This window comes from Phenylobacterium sp., from assembly GCF_035309685.1.
In the GTDB taxonomy this organism is placed as follows: domain Bacteria; phylum Pseudomonadota; class Alphaproteobacteria; order Caulobacterales; family Caulobacteraceae; genus Phenylobacterium.
This window is the reverse complement of record NZ_DATGEX010000016.1, coordinates 61,836-80,697: the sequence shown is the minus strand read 5'-3', so window position 1 is coordinate 80,697 and position 18,862 is coordinate 61,836. Positions and strand designations below refer to the sequence as shown.

The window sequence follows — 18,862 nt, the reverse complement described above, 5'->3', positions numbered from 1 at the left end:
GCCTCCGCGTCCGACATCTGGGGAGCCGCCCGATGACCCGCGTGCTCAACCCTTCGCTGCAGAAAGCCATTCTCTCCTCCCTGAAGGGCGACCTCGCGGCGAAGGCCGCGAGAAGCTTCGCCGACCAGTCCGCCGCCGACGCCGCGCCGGACGAACTGCCCGACGTGTCACCGGCCCAGTTGGCGGCCAACCTCGCCGACTTCTGGCGCTTCGGGGAACGCCGCCGCGGCCGTGGCGCCACCATTCGGGTGACCCCGGTGATCGGCCACGAGAAGCGGCTCGACCGGCTGGAGATCATCCAGGACGACGCGCCCTTCCTGGTCGACTCGATCATGGGCGAGATCGCCGATCAGGGCCTGTCCGTCCGCGCGCTCTTCCATCCGATCGTCGAGGTGCAGCGCGACCGGGCGGGCCTGCGCGGATCCACCGGCGCGCCGCAGCGCGAGTCGATGATTCAGGTCATCCTGGATTCCGTCGGCGGCGACCGCGAAGGCGCGCTGGTCGCCGGCGTCGGCGAGACGCTGAAGGACGTTCGCGCCGCCGTCGAAGACTTCCCGGCCATGCTCGAACTGATGGCCAAGACGCTGGCGGAGCTGAAGCTGAGCGGCGAGAAGGCGCGGCCCGAGGAGATCGACTTCCTCACCTGGCTGCAGGCCGAGCAGTTCGTCTTCCTGGGCGGCCGCGTCTACGAATATCCACGCACCAAGAAGGGCGACTACGCCGCCGAGGAGCCGCTCTATCAGCCGAAAGACGGCCTGGGCGTGCTGCGCGACCCGAGCCGCCACGTCCTGCGCCGCGCCAACGAGCCGGCGATCCTGCTGGCCGACGTCAAGGACCGGCTGCTGTCGGACCCGGCCCTCACGGTCGCCAAGTCCAACGTCAAGAGCCGGGTCCACCGCCGCGGCTACATGGATTACGTGGGGATCAAACGCTACGACCAGCACGGTCGGCCCTGCGGCGAGGTCCGCTTCGTCGGCCTGTTCACAGCCGAGGCCTACGACGAGCCGGCCACGCTCGTGCCGCTGATCCGCGAGAAGGTGGCCAACGTCCTGGCGCGGGCCGAGACGGCGCCGGGCAGCCACAACGAAAAGCGGCTGCGCAACATCGTCGAGAACTATCCGCGCGACGAACTCTTCCAGATGAGCGAGGACGAGCTGCTGAGTCAGGCGCTCGGCATCCTGCACCTTTACGACCGGCCGCGCGTGCGGCTGTTCGAGCGCAAGGACCCCTTCGAGCGGTTCGCCTCGATCCTGCTGTTCCTGCCGCGCGACCATTACGACTCGGAGCTGGCGGCGCGCGCCGGCCGCATCCTGGCGAGCGCCTACCGCGGCCGGGTCTCGGCCAGCTATCCTAGCTTCACCGACGCGCCGCTCGCGCGCATCCACTACATCATCGGCTTCGCGCCGCGGGACCACGAAACCCCCGACCTGAAGGCGCTGGAAGCGGCGATCGCGGAGGCGGCGCGCACCTGGGAAGACCGCTTCGAGGACGCCGTTCGCGCCTCGGGCCGCGCGCCCGGCGACGTCGCCGAGACGTTGGGCCGCTACCGCGAGGCCTTCCCCGCCGGCTACCGCGACCGCTTCTCGCCCGCCGAGGCGCTGGCGGACCTCGCGGTGATCGACAGCATGGCGCCGGACCAGCAGATCTGCGTTCGCGCCTATCGCCTGCCCAGCGATTCGAAGCTGCAGTTCCGCTTCAAGCTCTATCGCCAGGGGCCGCCGGCGCCGCTCTCCGACGTCCTGCCGATCCTCGACAACATGGGGCTCAAGGCGATCGCCGAGGCCGGTTTCCCGGTCTGCCGCCCACGCACGCCGGCGGTCTGGGTGCACGACTTTGAGATCGAGGACCCCAACGGCGCGCGCCTGGTCTTCGCCGACCTGAAGGCCGCCTTTGAGGACGCGGTGGTCGCCGTCTGGACCGGCAAGACCGAGAACGACGGCTTCAACCGCCTGGTGCTCGAACTCGCGCTCCCCTGGCGCGAGGCGGCGCTGATCCGCGCGCTCGCCAGGCACCGCCAGCAATCGGGCCTCGACCCCAGCCAGCGGGTGCAGGAAGAGGCGCTGGCCGCCCATCCCGAGGTCGCCCGACTGATCCTCGACCTCTTCCGGGCCAAGTTCGATCCGGCCACCAGGGTCAGCCTGGACACGCGGCGGCGCGACGCCGACGCCCTGATGGTCAGGATCGTCGAAGCCCTGCAGGAGGTCGAAAGCCTCGACGAAGACCGCGTCCTGCGCCGCCTCGCCCTACTGGTCCAGGCGACCCAGCGGACCAATTTCTACCAGCCGGGCGCGGACGGGAATCCCAAACCCTACATCTCCTTCAAGGTCGCCTCGGGCGAGCTGGCCGACCTGCCGGCGCCCAAGCCCTACCGCGAGATCTTCGTCTGGGGGGTCAATGTCGAGGGCGTCCACCTGCGCTTCGGCCCGGTCGCGCGCGGCGGCCTGCGCTGGAGCGACCGGCGCGACGACTTCCGCACCGAGGTGCTGGGCCTGGTGAAGGCGCAGCAGGTCAAGAACGCGGTCATCGTGCCGGTCGGCTCCAAGGGCGGCTTCTATCCCAAGCAATTGCCCAAGGGCGGGTCCCGCACCGAAGTGCAGGCCGAGGGGATCAACGCCTACAAGACCTTCCTCTCCGGCCTCCTGGACATCACCGACAACCTGTCGCCCGACGGCAAGGTGATCCCGCCCAAGGACGTGGTTGTCCATGACGGCGACGACCCCTATCTGGTGGTGGCCGCCGACAAGGGCACGGCGACCTTCTCCGACATCGCCAATTCCATGGCCGAGGCCTACGGCTTCTGGCTGGGCGACGCCTTCGCGTCCGGCGGCTCGGCCGGTTACGACCACAAGGTCATGGGCATCACCGCCCGCGGCGCCTGGGAGGCGGTGAAGCGCCATTTCCGCGAGCTCGGCAAGGACATCCAGACCGAGCCCTTCACCGTCGTCGGCTGCGGCGACATGTCGGGCGACGTGTTCGGCAACGGCATGCTGCTGTCGCAACAGACCAGGCTGCTCGCCGCCTTCGACCACCGCCACATCTTCTTCGATCCGGACCCCGATCCGGCCACCTCGTGGGCCGAGCGGGCGCGGATGTTCGCCCTGCCGTCGTCCTCCTGGGACGATTACAACAGGAAGCTGATCTCCAAGGGCGGCGGCGTCTTCGCCCGCACCCTCAAATCGATCCCGCTGACCCCGCAGGTCCGCGCCATGCTGGGCGTCACCGCCGAGGCCATGGCGCCCACCGACCTGATCCACGCCATCCTCAAGGCGCAGGCCGAACTGCTCTACCTGGGCGGCATCGGCACCTATGTGAAGGCTGAGGGCGAGGCCAACGCCGACGTGGGCGACAAGGCCAATGACGCGGTGCGCATCAACGGCAAGGAGCTACGGGTCAAGGTGGTGGGCGAGGGCGCGAACCTGGGCCTGACCCAGGCCGGGCGCATCGAATACGCGCTCGCCGGCGGCCGTATCGACACCGACGCCATCGACAACTCCGCCGGCGTCGACACCTCCGACCACGAGGTGAACATCAAGATCCTCACCGGCATGCTGGAGCGCACCGGCGAACTCACCCGCAAGAAGCGCGACACCCTGCTGCAATCGATGACCGACGACGTGGCGCGCCACGTGCTGGCGCACAACTACGACCAGACGCTGGCGCTTTCGCTGATGGACATGGACGCGGCGGGCGAGCTTCTGCCCTACGCCCTGTTCATGGCCGACCTGGAGGCCAAGGGCCGGCTCGACCGGGTGGTCGAGGGCCTGCCGGACGGCAATCAGATCGCGGAGAGGGCCCAGGCCGGCAAGGGCCTGACCCGGCCGGAACACGCCGTGCTGCTGGCCTACGGCAAGCTGGAGCTGAAGCGCGAGATCGTCGCCAGCGACGCGCCGGACGATCCGTTCTTCGAGCGCCTGCTGGAGGCCTATTTCCCCAAGCCGATGCGGAAGTGGGCCGAGCCCATGCGCCGCCACCGGCTGCGCCGCGACATCATCGCCACCGTCGTCGCCAACGACATCATCAACCGCTGCGGGCCAAGCTTCCCCAGCCGGTTGATGCCGGCGGCGGGCGCCGACGCCCAGGCCTTCACGGCGGGCTATGAGGCGGCCAAGGCGGTGCTGGGCATCCCGGCGCTGTGGGACAGCGTCGCCGCCCTGGACGGCAAGGCGCCGGCGGCGGGGCAGATGGCGCTGTTCCGGCGGATCGCCGCGGCGCTGCGCGGCTCGACCTTCTGGCTGACCCGGCGGGCCGCCCGGGACAAGCTGGATGTCGATGCCCTGGTGACGGCCTACGGGTCCGCCTTCCAGGGGCTGCTGAAGCTGATGCCCGGCATATTGTCGCCGATCGAACAGGCCTCGGTCGAGGCGCGCATCCGCCAGCTGACCGAAGCCGGGGCGCCGGCCGACAAGGCCCGCGCCGTCGCCATCCTGCAACCCATGACCATCGCCGGCGACCTGGTCGACCTGGCCGAAGCCTCGAGCTGGCCGCTGGCGAATGTGGCCCGGCTCTACCACGCGGTCGGCGAGGCCTTCGGCTTCGACCGGGTGCGCCAGGCGGCCGGCGCCTATGCCGTGGGCGACAACTTCGAGCGGATGGCGCTGCGCCGGCTAATCGAGGACCTGCTGTCCCAGCAGGCGGACCTGACCCGCACGGTGATGGCCTTCGCCGGCGGCCCGCAGGCCGGCGATGACGCCGCGCACGCCCGCGACGCCGCCCAGTCCTGGACGACGCTGCGCCGCGACAAGGCCGAGGTCGCGCGCCGCACGGTGGACGACATCGAAGCCTCCGGCGGCGCCTGGACCTTCGCCAAGCTCACCATCGCCAACGCGGCGCTCCGCGAACTGGCCACGGAGGGCGCCAAGCGGAAGCGTTAATGCCGGAACACCCGCACGCCGGTGAAGACCATGGCCATGCCGCGTTCGTCGGCGGCCTCGATCACCGCCTTGTCGCCGATGGAGCCGCCAGGCTGGATCACCGCGGTGCAGCCGGCGTCGGCCGCCTGGATCAAGCCGTCGGGGAAGGGGAAGAAAGCCTCGGACGCGCAGGCTGAGCCCTTCAGGTCCAGGCCGAAGTCGGCGGCGCGCAGGGCCGCGATGCGGGCGCTGTCCTTGCGGTTCATCTGCCCCGCGCCGACGCCCAGGGTCTGGCCGTTCTTGGCGTAGACGATGGCGTTCGACTTCACGTGCTTGGCGACAGTGAAGGCGAACAGCATGTCGCGCACCTCCTCGTCGGTGGGCGCGCGCTTGGTCACCACCTGCAGATCGGCCGGCGTCAGGCGCGCGTTGTCGCGGCCCTGGATCAGGAAGCCGCCGGCCACCGACTTGAAGGTCAGGCCCGAGGCCATCGGGTCGGGCAGGCCGCCGGTGGTGAGCAGCCGCACGTTCTTCTTTTTCTTGAACATCGCCACGGCGTCGTCATCGGCCTCGGGCGCGATCACCACCTCGGTGAGCAGCTTCAGGATCTCTTCCGCCGTCGCCGCGTCCAGCTTGCCGTTCAGGGCGATGATGCCGCCGAAAGCGCTCACCGGATCGCAGGCCAGCGCCCGCTCATAGGCCTCCAGCATGGTCTTGCCGGTGGCCAGGCCGCAGGGATTGGCGTGCTTGATGATCGCGCAGGCCGGGCCCGCCTTGGGATCGAACTCGGCGATCAGCTCGAAGGCGGCGTCGGTGTCGTTGATGTTGTTGTAGCTGAGCGCCTTGCCCTGCAACTGGGTGGCGGTGGCCACGCCGACGCGGGGGTTGGCGAACCTGTAGAAGGCCGCCTTCTGATGCGGGTTTTCGCCATAGCGCATGGTCTGGACGAGCTCGCCGGCGAAGGCGCGCCGTTTGGGCGCCTCATCGCCCAGAGCCTCGGCGAACCAGGCGCTGATCGCGGCATCATAGGAGGCGGTCCGGGCATAGGCCCGCGCCGCCAGCGTCTTGCGAAGGTCCAGGCTCGTCGTCCCATCCGCTTGCAGCTCGGCCAACACCTCTTCCAGATCGGCGATCTCGGTGCAGACGGCGACGTAGCCGTGGTTTTTGGCCGCCGAGCGGATCATCGCCGGGCCGCCGATGTCGATGTTCTCGACGCAGGTCGCGAAATCGGCGCCCGACGCCACCGTCGACTCGAAGGGGTAGAGGTTCACATAGACCAGATCGATGCCGCCGATGGCGTGCTCAGCCATGGCCTTGGCGTGCTCCGGCGCGTCGCGCACGCCGAGCAGACCGCCGTGCACCACCGGGTGCAGGGTCTTCACCCGACCGTCCATCATCTCCGGGAAGCCGGTAAGCTCGGAGATGTCCTTCACCGGCAGGCCGGCATCGGCGATCGCCTTGCGCGTGCCGCCGGTGGAGACCAATTCGACACCGAGGCCGGCCAGCACGCGGGCGGCGTCGATGAGGCCGGTCTTGTCGGAGACGGAGATCAGCGCGCGTTTGACAGGCGCGCGGTCGGGAGCGGCGGGGAAATCTGGAGCGGCGGGCACGGCATTCTCCTCATAGGGTTTGAGAGAAATGCCCAGGCGAGCGGCGTAGACTATGGTTCCGCGCTCCCCGGTGGTCGCCCACCTGTAGTTTCGCCAGTCACGCGGAATGGGCCCGCTTAGGCCGACCCCGGCGCTTCGTCAACGTTCGCGGGCTCAGTACGATCCTGTGACGCAGCCGACAACTTCCAGCGCAGCTTGGCGCCGGTGTCGAGGCGGGCCTGGCCGCGCAGCACGAGCTGCTGGCCGTGGCGGATCACGCCATCCTGGTGCTGGGTCGAGGGCGCGAGCGTCACCTCCAGCGCGTCGGTGCGCAGCCACCAGCCGGCGCCCTCGCCCTCGGCCTTCAGCAGGGCGCTCTTGCGGTCCTGGGCGATCAGGGCGCTGACCTTGGGCGGTAGGTGGAAGCGCACGACGAACGGCACGAAGCGGCGGCCGTCCCGCCGGCCTTTCGGGCCCACCGGGGTCAGGGCATCCTCGCCACGCAGCTCGTCGCCCTCGACGTCGAGGAACAGCTTGCGGTCGTGGCGCAGGCCGAAACGCCGCGCCCAGCCATCGTGACTGGCTTCCAGCCATGTTGCGCCGCGGGAGTCGTCCTGGCGGTGGACATCGCTGACGGCGTAGGCGTCGCGCAGCCGCGGGCCGAGCGCACGCGCCGCGAACCCGCTCAGGGGCGCGCCGCAGGACGCCTCGGACACCGACGCCGTCGACGCGGCATCCACCAGGCGCAGCGCCTGCGGCCCGTGCGCCTCGGGCGACCAGCCGGCTCCGACGATCAGCGGCTCTCCACCGGCCAGGACGGTGATCGCCAGCGGCTGAGCGCAGGCCGTGACGCTCCAGGGTCCCGGCGCCGGCGAGGCGGCATCGGCCATCACCTGCAGCGAGCGGCCTTCCATCCGGTGATAGCCGCCCCGGGTGACCGGTGCGGCCCGTTCGCCCGCCTCGTCCATCACCCGCGCCGCGGCGACGTAGGGCGCGGCCTGTGACGCGCCGCCCTGGAAGCCCGCGAGGCGCCCATCGCGCAGGGTGAAGAACCGCACGGCCCCGGCCAGCCGATCGAGCGCGCGGGCCATCTCCTCCGGCGCGGCGACGCCGAGCTGGGCAAGCGCGTCGTCCAGCGCGGTCAGGTCGAAGAACAGCTCCAGCGCCGCCTGCGGGCTGCGGCTCGCGTGGCCGCCGTCCGGCGTCACCGTTTGCTCGAGCGCGGACGACAGGTGGCCGAGCGCCCGCTCCAACAGGCCCTCGCCCGCCACGCCGCCCAGCGCCGCGCCCGCCACCGCCGCGGCGGCCGCCCGCTCCGCGGCCCGGGCCGGACCCTCGTCCATCGCCAGCAGGCAGCGGGCCTGCAGCGCCAGGTCGCCGGCGATCTGGTCGGCCTCGGCGTCGGACGCCGGCCCGGAGATAGCCGAGATGGCACAGGCCAGGTTGAACACCCGGCGCTCCAGCACCGGGGGGCTCCAGGAAAAGCTGTTCCAGCGCCCGAAGAGCCTGCGCCACGCGAGCGTCAGCCGCAGCCCTTCCCAGGCGCCGGCGTCGCCATGCGCCGTCAGGTCCTTCAACCAGGAAAAGCCGTGCAGTTGCTCGGCGAACCGGCGGCTGGGGCTGGCCCGGTCCCAGGGATCGCCGCGCGGACCCATGGCCAGGCTCTCACCGGCGAACACGAAGCCACCCGCCAGGATGCGCCGGCCGGCCTCGGGATCGGCGGGCCGCAGGTCCCTTGGCGTCGCGGCGAGGCCATCGGGCGGCGGCTGGCTGTAGAGCAGGCGGTTGAGGCGGGAAGCGCGCCACTCGATGGCGGGACGGCGCACCGCCGTCCGCACCGCCGCGAACAGGGGCCAGGCGCCGGGGATATTGTCGAGAGCCGAACCCGGCATCGGCGCCCCGCTTTTGCCGCTCAGACGCCGCGCAGGGCGGCGATGTTGGCGGCGTAGGCGCTGGGTCCGCCTCGGAACACCGCGGTGCCGGCCACCAGCGCCGTGGCGCCTGCCGCCACGCAGAGCTTCGCCGTCTCCGGGTTTACCCCGCCATCGACTTCCAGCGAAATGTCACGCCCGCTGGCGTCGATCATCTTGCGGAGCGCGGTGATCTTGGCGAGCTGCGAGGGCATGAAGCTCTGGCCGCCGAAACCGGGGTTGATGGTCATCACCAGCACATGGTCGACGTCGTCCATCATCCACTGGATGACGCTGGGATCGGTCGAGGGATCGAACACCACCCCGGCCTTCGCCCCGATCGAGCGGATGTGCTTCAGCGACCGGTTGAGATGCGGCCCGGCCTCGGGATGGATGCTGATCATGTCGGCGCCCGCATTGCGGAAGGCGTCGAGGTAGGGGTCGGCCGGCGCGATCATCAGGTGCACATCCATCGGGATCGAGACGTGCGGCCGCAGCGCCTTGACCACGTCCGGCCCGATGGTGATGTTCGGCACGAAGTGGCCGTCCATCACATCGACGTGCAGCCAGTCGGCGCCGGCGTCCTGCACCGCGCGCGCCTCCTCGCCCAGCCTGGCGAAGTCCGCCGACAGGATCGAGGGCGCGATGATCGGGGTCGTGCGGGCGGCCATGGCGTCCGCATAACGTGATGCGGCCTTTCGGGCCAGAGGGTGGGTCTCAGGCCTTCCTGAACCGCGCCACGTAGAACCCGTCCGTCCCGCCCTCGATATGATGCGGCAGGATGCGAAGCGTCCCGTCCCGCCGCACGCTGGCGTCCGGCGCGCCGCCTTCGCCCGCGGCGATCGGATCGAGCGTCATCCCGGGCGTCCGGCCCAGGAAGGCCGCGACCTGGCCCTCGCCCTCTTCCGGCTCCAGGGAGCAGACGCAATAAACCAGCCGCCCGCCCGCCTTGGTGCGGCGCGCCGCGGCGTCGAGCAGCTTGGACTGCACCGCGGCCATGCCCGCCACATCGCTGGGCTTGGCGGCCCAGAGCACGTCGGGATGGCGGCGGAAGGTGCCTGTCGCCGAGCAGGGCGCGTCCAGCAGGACAGCGTCGAAGCTGCGCTTGTCCGGCCAGGTCGCCGCGTCGGTCGCCGCCACCTCGGCGGTGAGTTCCATACGCGCCAGGTTCTCGGCCACCCGTTTCAACCGCACGGCGGAGCGGTCCAGCGCCACGGTCTTCGCGCCCGCCGCCGCCAGCTGCAGGGTCTTGCCGCCGGGCGCGGCGCACATGTCGAGGGCGGTCTCGCCGGCCCGCACGCCCAGCAGCCGCGCGGGAATCGCGGCGGACGCGTCCTGCACCCACCATGCGCCCTCGGCGAACTCCGGCCATGTGGCGAGGTCGCCGCGCCGTTCGGTCCGCAGGGTCCCGCCGGGCAACACCTTGGCCTCCAGCTTGGCGGCGAGCGCCTCGCCGCGCGCGGGGTCCTTCAGCGACAGATCGGTGGCCGGCTCTTGGGCGATCACCGCGGCGATCTTGCGCGCCTCGTCCGGGCCGAACGCCGAGCGCCAGCGGGCGTAGAGCCAGCTCGGCGCCATCGACTCCGGGTCATCAAGTTGCGGCGGCTCGCGCAGCAAGCCGCGCAGGACTGCGTTCACCAGTCCCTTGAACATCTGCAAGGATCGGTCCTGCGCCACCAGGTCGACCGAGGTCGTCACCGCCGCATGCGCAGGGGTCTTCAGCACGAAGGCCTGGGCGACGCCGAGCCGCAGGATCTGCACCACCTTGTCCGGCGGCGGCTTCTTGACGCGCGCCTGCAGGGCGGAATCGATCGGCCCCAGATGGCGCAGCGTCGCCATGACCAGCGCGCGGGCGAAGGCGCGGTCGCGGCCGTCGAGAGCGGCCAGCGCCGGATGGCTCAGGCCCTCGTCCATGCCGGCGCGGCCGCTGAGCGCGGCGGTCAGGAGGTCGAGGGCGGCGGCGCGGGCCGGCAGGCCGCCTACATCACGAAGGGGCGCGTCGTTGGGGGTCGCTTGGGAGGAAATATCGGTCACGCGGCGGGGCGTGCCCTTATCGGAGACCCGACGCAAGCAGTTTGCAGGGTCCGCGGCGGCGGCCTACATCAGGGTCATGGACGATCTCCCGCCCAACGCCGCGCCTGATAAGCCGCTGACGCCCGCCGCCCGCCGCGCCCTGGAAGAGGCCGCCCAGCGGCATGCGCAGGAGGCCCAGGACGCCCAGCGTCCGCCCGAGCAGGGCGGTCCCAAAGGCCTCGAACCCACCCGCTTCGGCGACTGGGAACGCAAGGGCATCGCCAGCGACTTCTAGCCGGCTCCTAGCCGGCCTGCGCCATCTCCGCCGCCACGCGCAGGGCCGCGGCGTGGGGATCGTTGGCGGCGGTGATCGGCCGCCCGCAGACGATGTGCGAAGCGCCGGCCTTCAGCGCGTCGAGCGGAGTCGCGGCGCGGGCCTGATCGTTCTTCGCCGACCAGTCCGGCCGCACGCCAGGTGTCACCACCAGGAAGTCCTTGCCGCCGAGCGCGCGCGCCAGGGCCGCCTCGTGCGGGCTCGCCACCACCCCGTCGCAGCCGGCGGCGATCGCCTGGTGGATGCGTCGTTCGACGAGCGCGCGGGCCGTTTCGGCGTAACCCATCTCTTCCAGATCGGCGTCGGTCAGGCTGGTGAGCACCGTGACGCCCAGAATCTTCATCGACGAGGCGCCGCGCCCGCGCACGGCGGCGGCCATCACCTGGGGCTCGGCGTGGACTGTGATGAAGTCGCAGCCGGCCTGGGAGATGGCGGCAGCCGCCCGCTGCACGGTGGTCCCGATGTCGTGCAACTTCCAATCGAGGAAGACTTGCTTGCCCTGGCCTTTAAGCTCGCGGGCCAACGCCATGCCGTCCGTGGCGAAGAGTTCCAGGCCCACCTTGTAGAAGCTGACCGCGTCGCCCAGCCCCGCAACCACCGCGCGGGCTTCGTCGGCGGTGGGGAAGTCCAGTGGCACGATCAGGCGGCGATCGGCCTTGGTCTCGGGTTCGGCGAGCACAGCTTCAGCCATGGCGAAGACTCCGGGCAGGCGGTCGCGCAAAGCCGGGGGGTCGGCTGGCGCAGCGATTTGGGCTAAGGCCCGTGGATGATCCATTGGGACTTCGCGGTCAACTTCTTCGTGGCGCTGTTCGCCCTGCTCGATCCCATTGGGAACGTGCCGGTGTTCGTCGCCTCGACGGCGGGCGCCAAGAGCGGCGAACGCGCGCAGATCGCGCTGGTGATCTCGCTGTTCGTCATGGGCTTCCTGACCTTCTTCTATTTCTCGGGTCTGAGCCTGCTGACCTTCTTCGGCATCTCGCTGCCGGCCTTCCGCATCGCCGGCGGGGTGATCCTGTTCGTGCTGGGCCTGAAGATGCTGGGCGACGACTTCACCGCCGGTTTCGCCGACGCCGCCGAGAACGCCGACGACAAGCGCACCTATGTGCGCCGCCGCGTCGAGCAGATGATCGTGCCCTTCGCCATGCCGCTCCTGATCGGCCCGGGCGCGATCTCGACGGTGATCATCTACGCGAGCCAGGCCAAGGAGTACGGCCTGCCCGGCGCGGCGCTCGGCATCGGGGCCATCGCGGCGGTGTCTGTGGCGACCCTCTTGTCATTCCTGGCCACGCCGATCATCGGCAAGCTCTTGGGCAAGATCGGGCTGTCGATCATCGTGCGCGTCCTGGGCCTGATCCTCTGCGCCATGGCCGTGCAGTTCCTGCTGGCCGGCATCGCCGATTCCACCCACGGGCTGATCCGGCCCGAGGCCGCCTGGCCTTACGCCAAGTGAGCGCGTAGCGACCCATCCCCGCGAAGGCGGGGATCGGCCTACAGCTTACGAAACCGCGGCCCCTGTGACGCCATCAGCGCCAGCGCCCAGTCGTCCGGGATCAGCTTGACGGCCGCGGCGATGGCCTTGTTGGGCGCGCCCGGTACGCAAATCGGGCGGTTCGCCTCGACAGCCTCGTAGCCGGCGGCGGCCACTTCGTCGGCGCCGAGCCACAGCCAGGGCGGCGTCGACTGGGTGATCTGGGCCCGCGTGCCAGCCACGTCGTGGAACTCCGAGAAGGTGAAGCCGGGGCAGAGCGCGCTCACATGGACGCCCTGGCCCTGCGTCTCCAGGTGCAGGCTCTGCGAGAACCGCACCAGGAAGGCCTTCACCGCCCCATAGAGGGTGTGGCCCGCCGCGCCCGGCACCAGACCCGCCAGCGAGGCCACATTGACGATCCGCCCGAAGCGGCGGTGCAGCATCCCCGGCAGCACCCGGTGCGCCAGCTCGGCCGGCGCGGTCATCATCACCTGGATCACCGCGCGCTGATCCTCCCAGCGGGTGTCGGCATAGGCGCCGGGCAGGCCGTAGCCGGCGTTGTTGACCAGCGCATCGACCGTGCGGCCATGCGCGGTGAGGAAGTCGAGGATCTGGCCCGGCGCCTCTGGTTCGGCCAGGTCGGCGGTGACGCTCAACGCCTCGACGCCGTAGCGCAGGGAAATCTCCTCGGCGAGCTGGTCCAGCCGCTCGGCGCGGCGCGCGGTGAGCGCCACATCGTAGCCGTGGCTCGCCAGGATGCGGGCGAACGCCGCTCCGATGCCGGCCGAGGCGCCTGTCACCAGCGCCAGTCTGCGGTCCATGCAAGGCCTCCACGTCGTCCCGGTGAAACTAGGGCCGACGCCCAGCCATTCAAGGAAAAGCGTGGCTGCGGCCACAACGCCTAAGGTGGCGTGCTGTTGAATGGGGTATTGATTGGGTGTATCGCCGCCGCCGCGAGACGGCATCGGGCCGGCAAAGGCGCCAGTGTTGATGTCGCCGGAGAGATTGGATGGCTGATACGGCCGGCGGCGCCCCCGAGGCGTCCGAGGAGTCGCATCACTCCCCGCATTCCGAGAGTTTCTGGGCCCTGGCCCTGGGATCCATGGGCGTTGTGTTCGGCGATATCGGCACCAGCCCGCTTTACGCCATGCGCGAGGCGCTGCGTCACACGCGCGCGACGGTCTCGCCGGAGCTCGCGGTGCTGGGCGTCGTCAGTCTCGTGGCCTGGGCGCTGATCCTCATCGTCACCGTCAAGTACGTCGTCTTCCTGATGCGGGCGGACAACAAGGGCGAGGGCGGCACCCTGGCGCTCATGGCGCTCGCCCAGCGGTTCGTGCCGCGCAGGTCCGGCTGGGTGCTGCTCTTGGGCATGGCCGGCGCGGCCCTGTTCTACGGCGACGGCATCATCACGCCGTCGATGACCGTGCTCTCGGCGGTCGAGGGCGTGCGCGACGCGCCCGGCGTGCCGCACGAGATGGCGAGCCTCACCGTGCCGATCTCGGCCGGGATCCTGATCGCGCTCTTCCTGGCGCAGGCGCGGGGCACCGCCAGCGTCGCCAGGCTGTTCGGGCCGGTCTGCGCGGTCTGGTTTCTCGTCCTGGCGGGGTTGGGCGTCTATCATATCGCCGAGGACCCGACGATCTTTCGGGCGCTCTCGCCGCACTACGGGATCGTCTTCCTGTGGGACAACGGCTTCCTGGGGTTCGTGATCCTGGGCAGCGTCTTCCTGGCGGTCACCGGGGCGGAAGCGCTCTATGCCGACATGGGCCACTTCGGCCGCAATCCGATCCGCGCGGCCTGGCTGATCTTCGTGCTGCCGGCGCTGCTGCTCAACTACCTGGGCCAGGGCGCGCTGGTGATCCACCACCCGGCGGCGCGCGGCAATCCGTTCTTCGAGATGATCCCGCAGGCGGTCTATTGGCCGGTGCTGATCCTGGCCACCCTGGCGGCCATCATCGCCAGCCAGGCGGTGATCACCGGCGCCTTCTCGCTGACTCAGCAGGCGGTGCAGCTCGGCCTCTTCCCGCGCATCGCGATCCTTCGGACGTCGGAGACCCAGGCTGGCCAGATCTATGTGCCGCAGGTGAACCGCGCCCTGATGATCGGGGTGCTGGTGCTGCTGTTCGTGTTCCGCAAGTCCGACAACCTGGCCGCCGCCTACGGCATCGCGGTGACCGGGGCGATGTTCGTCGACACCCTGCTGTTCTTCGTCATCGTGCGCTGGATGTGGAAGCGGCCGCTATGGCAGGCGATCGGCGCGGCCAGCGGGTTCGCCATCCTCGACATCACCTTCATCTCCTCGAACCTCTTGAAGATTCCGGACGGCGCCTGGATGCCGCTGGCGCTGGGCGCAACGATCGTGGTGATCATGTGGACCTGGACCCGCGGCGCGCAGATCCTCACCGACAAGACGCGGCGGGATTCAGTGCCGCTGATCGAGCTGTCGGAGATCCTCAAGGCCCGCGCACCATACCGCGCGCCGGGCACCGCGATCTTCCTGACCTCGGACGCGTCGATGGCGCCGGTGGCCTTGATGCACAACCTCAAGCACAACAAGGTCCTGCACGAGAAGAACATCATCCTGACCCTGGAGACCACCGAGACCCCGCGCGTCCCCGACAGCCAGCGGGTGCGGATCGAGCCGGTGAACGACGACTTCAAGAAGATCATCGTCTCCTACGGCTTCATGGAGAGCCCGAATCTGCCCAAGGCGCTGGGGCTGTGCCGCAAGCTGGGCCTGAAGTTCGACATCATGGCGACGAGCTTCTTCCTCGGCCGCCGCTCCGTGGTGCCGTCCGCCCAGTCCGGCATGCCGCTTTGGCAGGACAAGCTGTTCATCTTCCTGATGAAGAACGCCGCCAACCCCACCGACTTCTACAAGATCCCGCCGGGCCGGGTTGTGGAGCTCGGCACTCAGGTGACCATCTAGCGTGCTCGACAGCGTCTCCTGGCCGACGATCTTCGCCTATGTGGGCGACGCCATGTGGGTGATCGCGCTGGCCATCATGTTCGGCGCCTCGCGGCAGGCCTGGGGCCAGACGGAGGGCCGCGAAAAGCTGCCGTTCCTGGGCGGGCGGATGTCGCGGCCGGTCGCCTTGTGGTTCCTGCCGGTGACCGCCTTCATCGCCAGCCTCTGGCTCGCCTTGCAGGCCCGCGACGGCGACCCCGACACCTCGATGATCGTCTTCGGCGTGCGCGCCGTCAGCGCGCCGCTGCTGGCGCTTCTGCACCTGCGATGGCTCAAGGACGCGCTCAGGCACTAGGCCGCGCGACGCTAGACTTGAAACTGTCGCCCGTTCGCCCTTAAAGGCGCGAACCTTTTCTCCTCCAACTTCGTCAGGACGCTTTGCGCCATGGCCGACAAGCCCATCAAGAAGGTCGTGCTCGCCTATTCCGGCGGCCTGGACTCTTCGACCATCGTCAAGTGGCTGCAGACCGAGCTCGGCGCCGAGGTGGTGACCTTCACCGCGGACCTCGGCCAAGGCGAGGAGATCGAGCCGGCCCGCCAGAAGGCCATGACGCTGGGCGTGAAGCCCGAGAACGCCTTCGTCGAGGACGTGCGCGAGGAGTTCGTCCGCGACTACGTCTTCCCCATGTTCCGCGCCAACACGGTCTATGAGGGGCAGTACCTGCTCGGCACCTCGATCGCCCGGCCGCTGATCGCCAAGAAGCAGATCGAGATCGCGCGCAGGACCGGCGCCGACGCCGTCGCTCACGGCGCCACCGGCAAGGGCAACGACCAGGTCCGCTTCGAGGTCGCCTACTATGCGCTCGAGCCCGACATCCGGGTCGTGGCGCCCTGGCGCGAATGGAGCTTCAAGAGCCGCGAGGCCCTGCTGGAGTTCGCCGAAAAGCACCAGATCCCGATCACCAAGGACAAGCGCGGCGAGGCGCCGTTCAGCGTCGACGCCAACCTGCTGCACTCCTCCTCGGAGGGGAAGGTGCTGGAAGACCCCGCGGTCGAGGCGCCGGAGTTCGTCCACCAGCGCACGATCTCGCCGCAGGACGCCCCGGACAAGCCGACCGTCTTCACCATGGACTTCGAACAGGGCGACCCGGTCGCCATCGACGGCGTCAGGCTGACGCCCGCCGCGCTCCTGACCAAACTCAACCAGCTCGGCCACGACAACGGCGTCGGCCGCCTCGACCTGGTGGAGAACCGCTTCGTCGGCATGAAGTCGCGCGGGGTCTACGAGACCCCCGGCGGCACGATCCTGTTGGCCGCGCACCGGGGCATCGAGAGCATCACGCTCGACCGCGGCGCCATGCACCTGAAGGACGAGCTGATGCCGAAATACGCGCAGCTCATCTACAACGGCTTCTGGTTCTCGCCGGAGCGCGAGATGCTGCAGGCGGCCATCGACCTCTCCCAGAAGATGGTCACCGGCCAGGTGCGGGTGAAGCTCTACAAGGGCAACGTCACCGTCATCGGCCGCACCAGTCCCTACTCGCTCTACGACCAGGAACTGGTGACCTTCGAGGAAGGCGCGGTCGCCTACGACCATCGCGACGCCGCCGGCTTCATCAAGCTGAACGCGCTGCGCCTGCGCGTGGCCGCGCAACGGGACAAGCGGGTCAAATAGCTAGCCGTCGAGGCGGTTGAACGGATAGCGGTTGCGGATTTCCGCCTGGAAGAAGCGGCCTTTCGAGTCCGCTTCGACGAAGGAGCGGTGGACCTCGCCCGGCACGCCCACATAGACGTAGCGTTCGCCACTGACGAAGCGCACCAGCAACTTCGTGCGCTCGGCGTCGTAGTCGATGTCGCTGATCGCGGTGGAGTCCACGTCCATGGGCGTCTCCCGAAGTCTGCGCACCCGGTCTCGCCGCTCTTAACGTGCGTCCGCGCATAGGCGGTTCCCGGCGAACCCCGATACGTGGCAAGCTCACCCCCAAGGCGAAGCTTCGTTCGCCACTGAGGGGAAACTCACATGATGATGGAACATCGCTGGACCGCGGTGGTCAGCCTTCTGGCGCTGCTGGCCTATTTCTGGATGGGCCTCAACGTCGGCCGCGCGCGCGGCAAGACCGGCATCGCCGCGCCGGCCATGACCGGCGATCCGATCCTGGAGCGCGCCGTGCGCGTGCAGTCCAACACCCTGGAATGGCTGCCGATTTTCCTGGTGAGCCTGTGGCTGTTCGCGATCTACTGGAGCGAGCTGGTCGCGGCCGCGGTGGGCGTGGTCTGGATCGTCGGGCGCCTGGTCTACGCCACAGGCTACATGGCCGATCCCGGCAAGCGCAGCACCGGCTTCCTGATCCAGCTGGCGGCCGTCGCGGTCCTGCTGTTCGGAGCGCTCGGCAAGATCGTCTGGAGCCTGGCAACTGGCGGGACGTGACCTTGCCTTTGCCCGGCTTCGCACCTCAAAGGCCGGGCAACCACATTTCAGGCCATGTGTTGTGCGGACTGGGAGGGGAGCCCCGGGCGGGCCGCCCCTATGAGACCGCACGATGAGCAAGCTTGCCTTTGCCGCCGCCGCCGTGGTTCTCGCCGCCGGGATCTCGGGCTGCGTTTCGCCGACGCCCTACCAGCCGCTGACCCGCGGCCACGCCGCGCAGGGCGGCTATTCCGAGATCCGCATCGAGCCGGACCGCTGGCGCGTGACCTTCGCAGGCAACGCGGTGACGTCGCGCGAGACCGTGGAGGGCTACCTGCTCTACCGCGCCGCCGAACTGACGCTGCAGAACGGCGGCGACTGGTTCGCCATGGTCGACCGCCAGACCGACCGCGACGCGCGCACCTACGTCGACCCTGACCCCTTCTATCGTCCCTGGTATGGGGCCCGGTTCACCTACTGGCGGCCGGCCTGGCGCTATCGCGGCCGGGGTTTCGGCTGGCGCACCTGGGACCCGTTCTTCGGCGATCCGTTCTTCGCCGACACCGTCGACGTCCACACCATCGAGACCTTCGAAGCCTCCGCCGAGATCGTCACCCACAAGGGCGCCAAGCCGGCCGACGACCCGCGCGCCTTCGACGCCCACGCCGTGGCCGAGACCCTGAAGCCGAAGATCCTCTATCCGGCCAGCCGATAGGCCCTAGAGGACGAAGCCGACCGCGGCGACCACGAGCCCCACTGCGCCCAGGCCCATCGAGCCCAGCCAGAAGGCCTTGCGCCGCGTGATGATCGCCACGGTGCAGATGGCGATGCCGATCTCCAGCAGGGTTGCGCCGGCGGTCAGCCAGTGGTGGTGGTGCTCGTGCGAGCGGCTGGCGGCCAAGAGCTTGTCGCGCTCGGCCTCATTCTCCGTCGCCTGCTTCTTGACCTCCGCCTGCTTGGCGACCTGCTCCTTGGCGGTGTCGGCGTATTTCTGGGCCTTGGGACCGCCCGCGTCGGCGGCGATGCCGTAGATGTGCTTCTTCAGGCTGTCGGCCTGGTACTCGTCCCAGGCGTCGGTGGCCTTGTCCTGGCTCAGCACAGCCTCGCTGGACGAGGTGATGGCGCCGCCCGCCTCGATGGTCTCCAGACTGCCCACCGCCGCCGCCAGCACCGCCAGCACCGCGATGGTGATCGAGACCCGGTTGATGAACGGGTCGTGCTCGTGGGCCGCGTGTTCGGCGTGCTCGGCATGTTCGTGGGCTTCGAGCGCTGGATCGTGGGTCATGAGAGTTCCCTTGGGCGGCCTCTGCAAGCTGTCGGCGGCTGGTGTAGCCGACCCGCGCGGTTCGAAAAACACCCAAGAAAAAACCCTGGCCGCTCGCG

General features: G+C 69.7%; 16 protein-coding genes and 1 riboswitch. Of the genes, 8 read left to right on the top strand and 8 right to left on the bottom strand.

Features of this window, described 5'->3' with window-relative positions; all coding sequences use genetic code 11:
* The first annotated feature begins 32 nt into the window (after positions 1 to 32).
* Positions 33 to 4,871: an NAD-glutamate dehydrogenase gene (locus VKQ35_RS04830; RefSeq protein ID WP_324359081.1), complete on the top strand. Its 4,839-nt coding sequence runs from the start codon at positions 33 to 35 to the stop codon at positions 4,869 to 4,871.
* Here the strand turns inward: VKQ35_RS04830 and purH are convergent.
* The 4 genes from purH to VKQ35_RS04810 all read right to left on the bottom strand — a co-directional run bounded on the left by purH (position 4,868) and on the right by VKQ35_RS04810 (position 10,383).
* Positions 4,868 to 6,460: a bifunctional phosphoribosylaminoimidazolecarboxamide formyltransferase/IMP cyclohydrolase gene (gene purH / locus VKQ35_RS04825; protein ID WP_324359079.1), complete on the bottom strand. Its 1,593-nt coding sequence runs from the start codon at positions 6,458 to 6,460 to the stop codon at positions 4,868 to 4,870. The two genes, VKQ35_RS04830 and purH, sit on opposite strands and share 4 nt — an antisense overlap.
* 23 nt (positions 6,461 to 6,483) lie before the next feature.
* Positions 6,484 to 6,571: riboswitch (ZMP/ZTP riboswitch) on the bottom strand.
* A gap of 5 nt (positions 6,572 to 6,576) precedes the next feature.
* Entirely contained in the window at positions 6,577 to 8,331 is a 1,755-nt protein-coding gene (locus VKQ35_RS04820; RefSeq protein WP_324359077.1) for a heparinase II/III family protein, read from the bottom strand.
* 20 nt (positions 8,332 to 8,351) lie between these two features.
* Entirely contained in the window at positions 8,352 to 9,020 is a 669-nt protein-coding gene (rpe, locus tag VKQ35_RS04815) for a ribulose-phosphate 3-epimerase (RefSeq protein ID WP_324359075.1), read from the bottom strand.
* A gap of 46 nt (positions 9,021 to 9,066) precedes the next feature.
* Positions 9,067 to 10,383 (bottom strand): RsmB/NOP family class I SAM-dependent RNA methyltransferase, encoded by a 1,317-nt coding sequence (locus VKQ35_RS04810; protein ID WP_324359073.1) that lies wholly within the window; start codon positions 10,381 to 10,383, stop codon positions 9,067 to 9,069.
* Between the two features lie 76 nt (positions 10,384 to 10,459).
* On the opposite strand from VKQ35_RS04810, the gene VKQ35_RS04805 reads away from it, so the two are divergent.
* Positions 10,460 to 10,657 (top strand): DUF1674 domain-containing protein, encoded by a 198-nt coding sequence (locus VKQ35_RS04805; RefSeq protein WP_324359071.1) that lies wholly within the window; start codon positions 10,460 to 10,462, stop codon positions 10,655 to 10,657.
* 7 nt (positions 10,658 to 10,664) lie between these two features.
* Here the strand turns inward: VKQ35_RS04805 and pyrF are convergent, their stop codons facing one another.
* On the bottom strand, positions 10,665 to 11,387 hold the full coding sequence (gene pyrF / locus VKQ35_RS04800; protein WP_324359069.1) for an orotidine-5'-phosphate decarboxylase: 723 nt from the start codon (positions 11,385 to 11,387) through the stop codon (positions 10,665 to 10,667).
* Between the two features lie 75 nt (positions 11,388 to 11,462).
* Here pyrF and VKQ35_RS04795 point away from each other — a divergent pair, with 75 nt between their 5' ends.
* On the top strand, positions 11,463 to 12,146 hold the full coding sequence (locus tag VKQ35_RS04795) for a MarC family protein (RefSeq protein WP_324359067.1): 684 nt from the start codon (positions 11,463 to 11,465) through the stop codon (positions 12,144 to 12,146).
* Between the two features lie 38 nt (positions 12,147 to 12,184).
* Here VKQ35_RS04795 and VKQ35_RS04790 read toward each other — a convergent pair whose 3' ends face one another.
* The gene (locus VKQ35_RS04790; protein WP_324359065.1) at positions 12,185 to 12,985 is read right to left on the bottom strand and encodes an SDR family oxidoreductase; all 801 of its coding nucleotides are present in this window, start codon (positions 12,983 to 12,985) and stop codon (positions 12,185 to 12,187) included.
* Positions 12,986 to 13,173: 188 nt separating this feature from the next.
* Here VKQ35_RS04790 and VKQ35_RS04785 point away from each other — a divergent pair, with 188 nt between their 5' ends.
* From VKQ35_RS04785 to VKQ35_RS04775, 3 genes are all read left to right on the top strand, one after another.
* Positions 13,174 to 15,093: a potassium transporter Kup gene (locus VKQ35_RS04785; RefSeq protein WP_324359063.1), complete on the top strand. Its 1,920-nt coding sequence runs from the start codon at positions 13,174 to 13,176 to the stop codon at positions 15,091 to 15,093.
* A gap of 1 nt (position 15,094) precedes the next feature.
* Positions 15,095 to 15,427: a hypothetical protein gene (locus VKQ35_RS04780; protein WP_324359062.1), complete on the top strand. Its 333-nt coding sequence runs from the start codon at positions 15,095 to 15,097 to the stop codon at positions 15,425 to 15,427.
* Between the two features lie 90 nt (positions 15,428 to 15,517).
* Positions 15,518 to 16,747 carry an argininosuccinate synthase gene (locus tag VKQ35_RS04775; RefSeq protein WP_324359060.1) on the top strand — a complete coding sequence of 410 codons (1,230 nt, stop codon included), beginning with the start codon at positions 15,518 to 15,520 and terminating at the stop codon, positions 16,745 to 16,747.
* Here the strand turns inward: VKQ35_RS04775 and VKQ35_RS04770 are convergent, their stop codons facing one another.
* Positions 16,748 to 16,954, bottom strand: a complete 207-nt coding sequence (locus VKQ35_RS04770) for a KTSC domain-containing protein (RefSeq protein WP_324359058.1) — start codon at positions 16,952 to 16,954, stop codon at positions 16,748 to 16,750.
* A 138-nt stretch (positions 16,955 to 17,092) separates the two neighbouring features.
* Between VKQ35_RS04770 and VKQ35_RS04765 the strand changes: the two genes are divergently transcribed.
* Both VKQ35_RS04765 and VKQ35_RS04760 read left to right on the top strand, forming a co-directional pair.
* The gene (locus tag VKQ35_RS04765; RefSeq protein ID WP_414692309.1) at positions 17,093 to 17,500 is read left to right on the top strand and encodes an MAPEG family protein; all 408 of its coding nucleotides are present in this window, start codon (positions 17,093 to 17,095) and stop codon (positions 17,498 to 17,500) included.
* Positions 17,501 to 17,612: 112 nt separating this feature from the next.
* The gene (locus tag VKQ35_RS04760; RefSeq protein WP_324359056.1) at positions 17,613 to 18,194 is read left to right on the top strand and encodes a CC0125/CC1285 family lipoprotein; all 582 of its coding nucleotides are present in this window, start codon (positions 17,613 to 17,615) and stop codon (positions 18,192 to 18,194) included.
* A gap of 3 nt (positions 18,195 to 18,197) precedes the next feature.
* On the opposite strand, the gene VKQ35_RS04755 is transcribed toward VKQ35_RS04760, so the two are convergent.
* Positions 18,198 to 18,764 carry a DUF4337 family protein gene (locus VKQ35_RS04755; RefSeq protein WP_324359054.1) on the bottom strand — a complete coding sequence of 189 codons (567 nt, stop codon included), beginning with the start codon at positions 18,762 to 18,764 and terminating at the stop codon, positions 18,198 to 18,200.
* Positions 18,765 to 18,862: the final 98 nt, after the last annotated feature.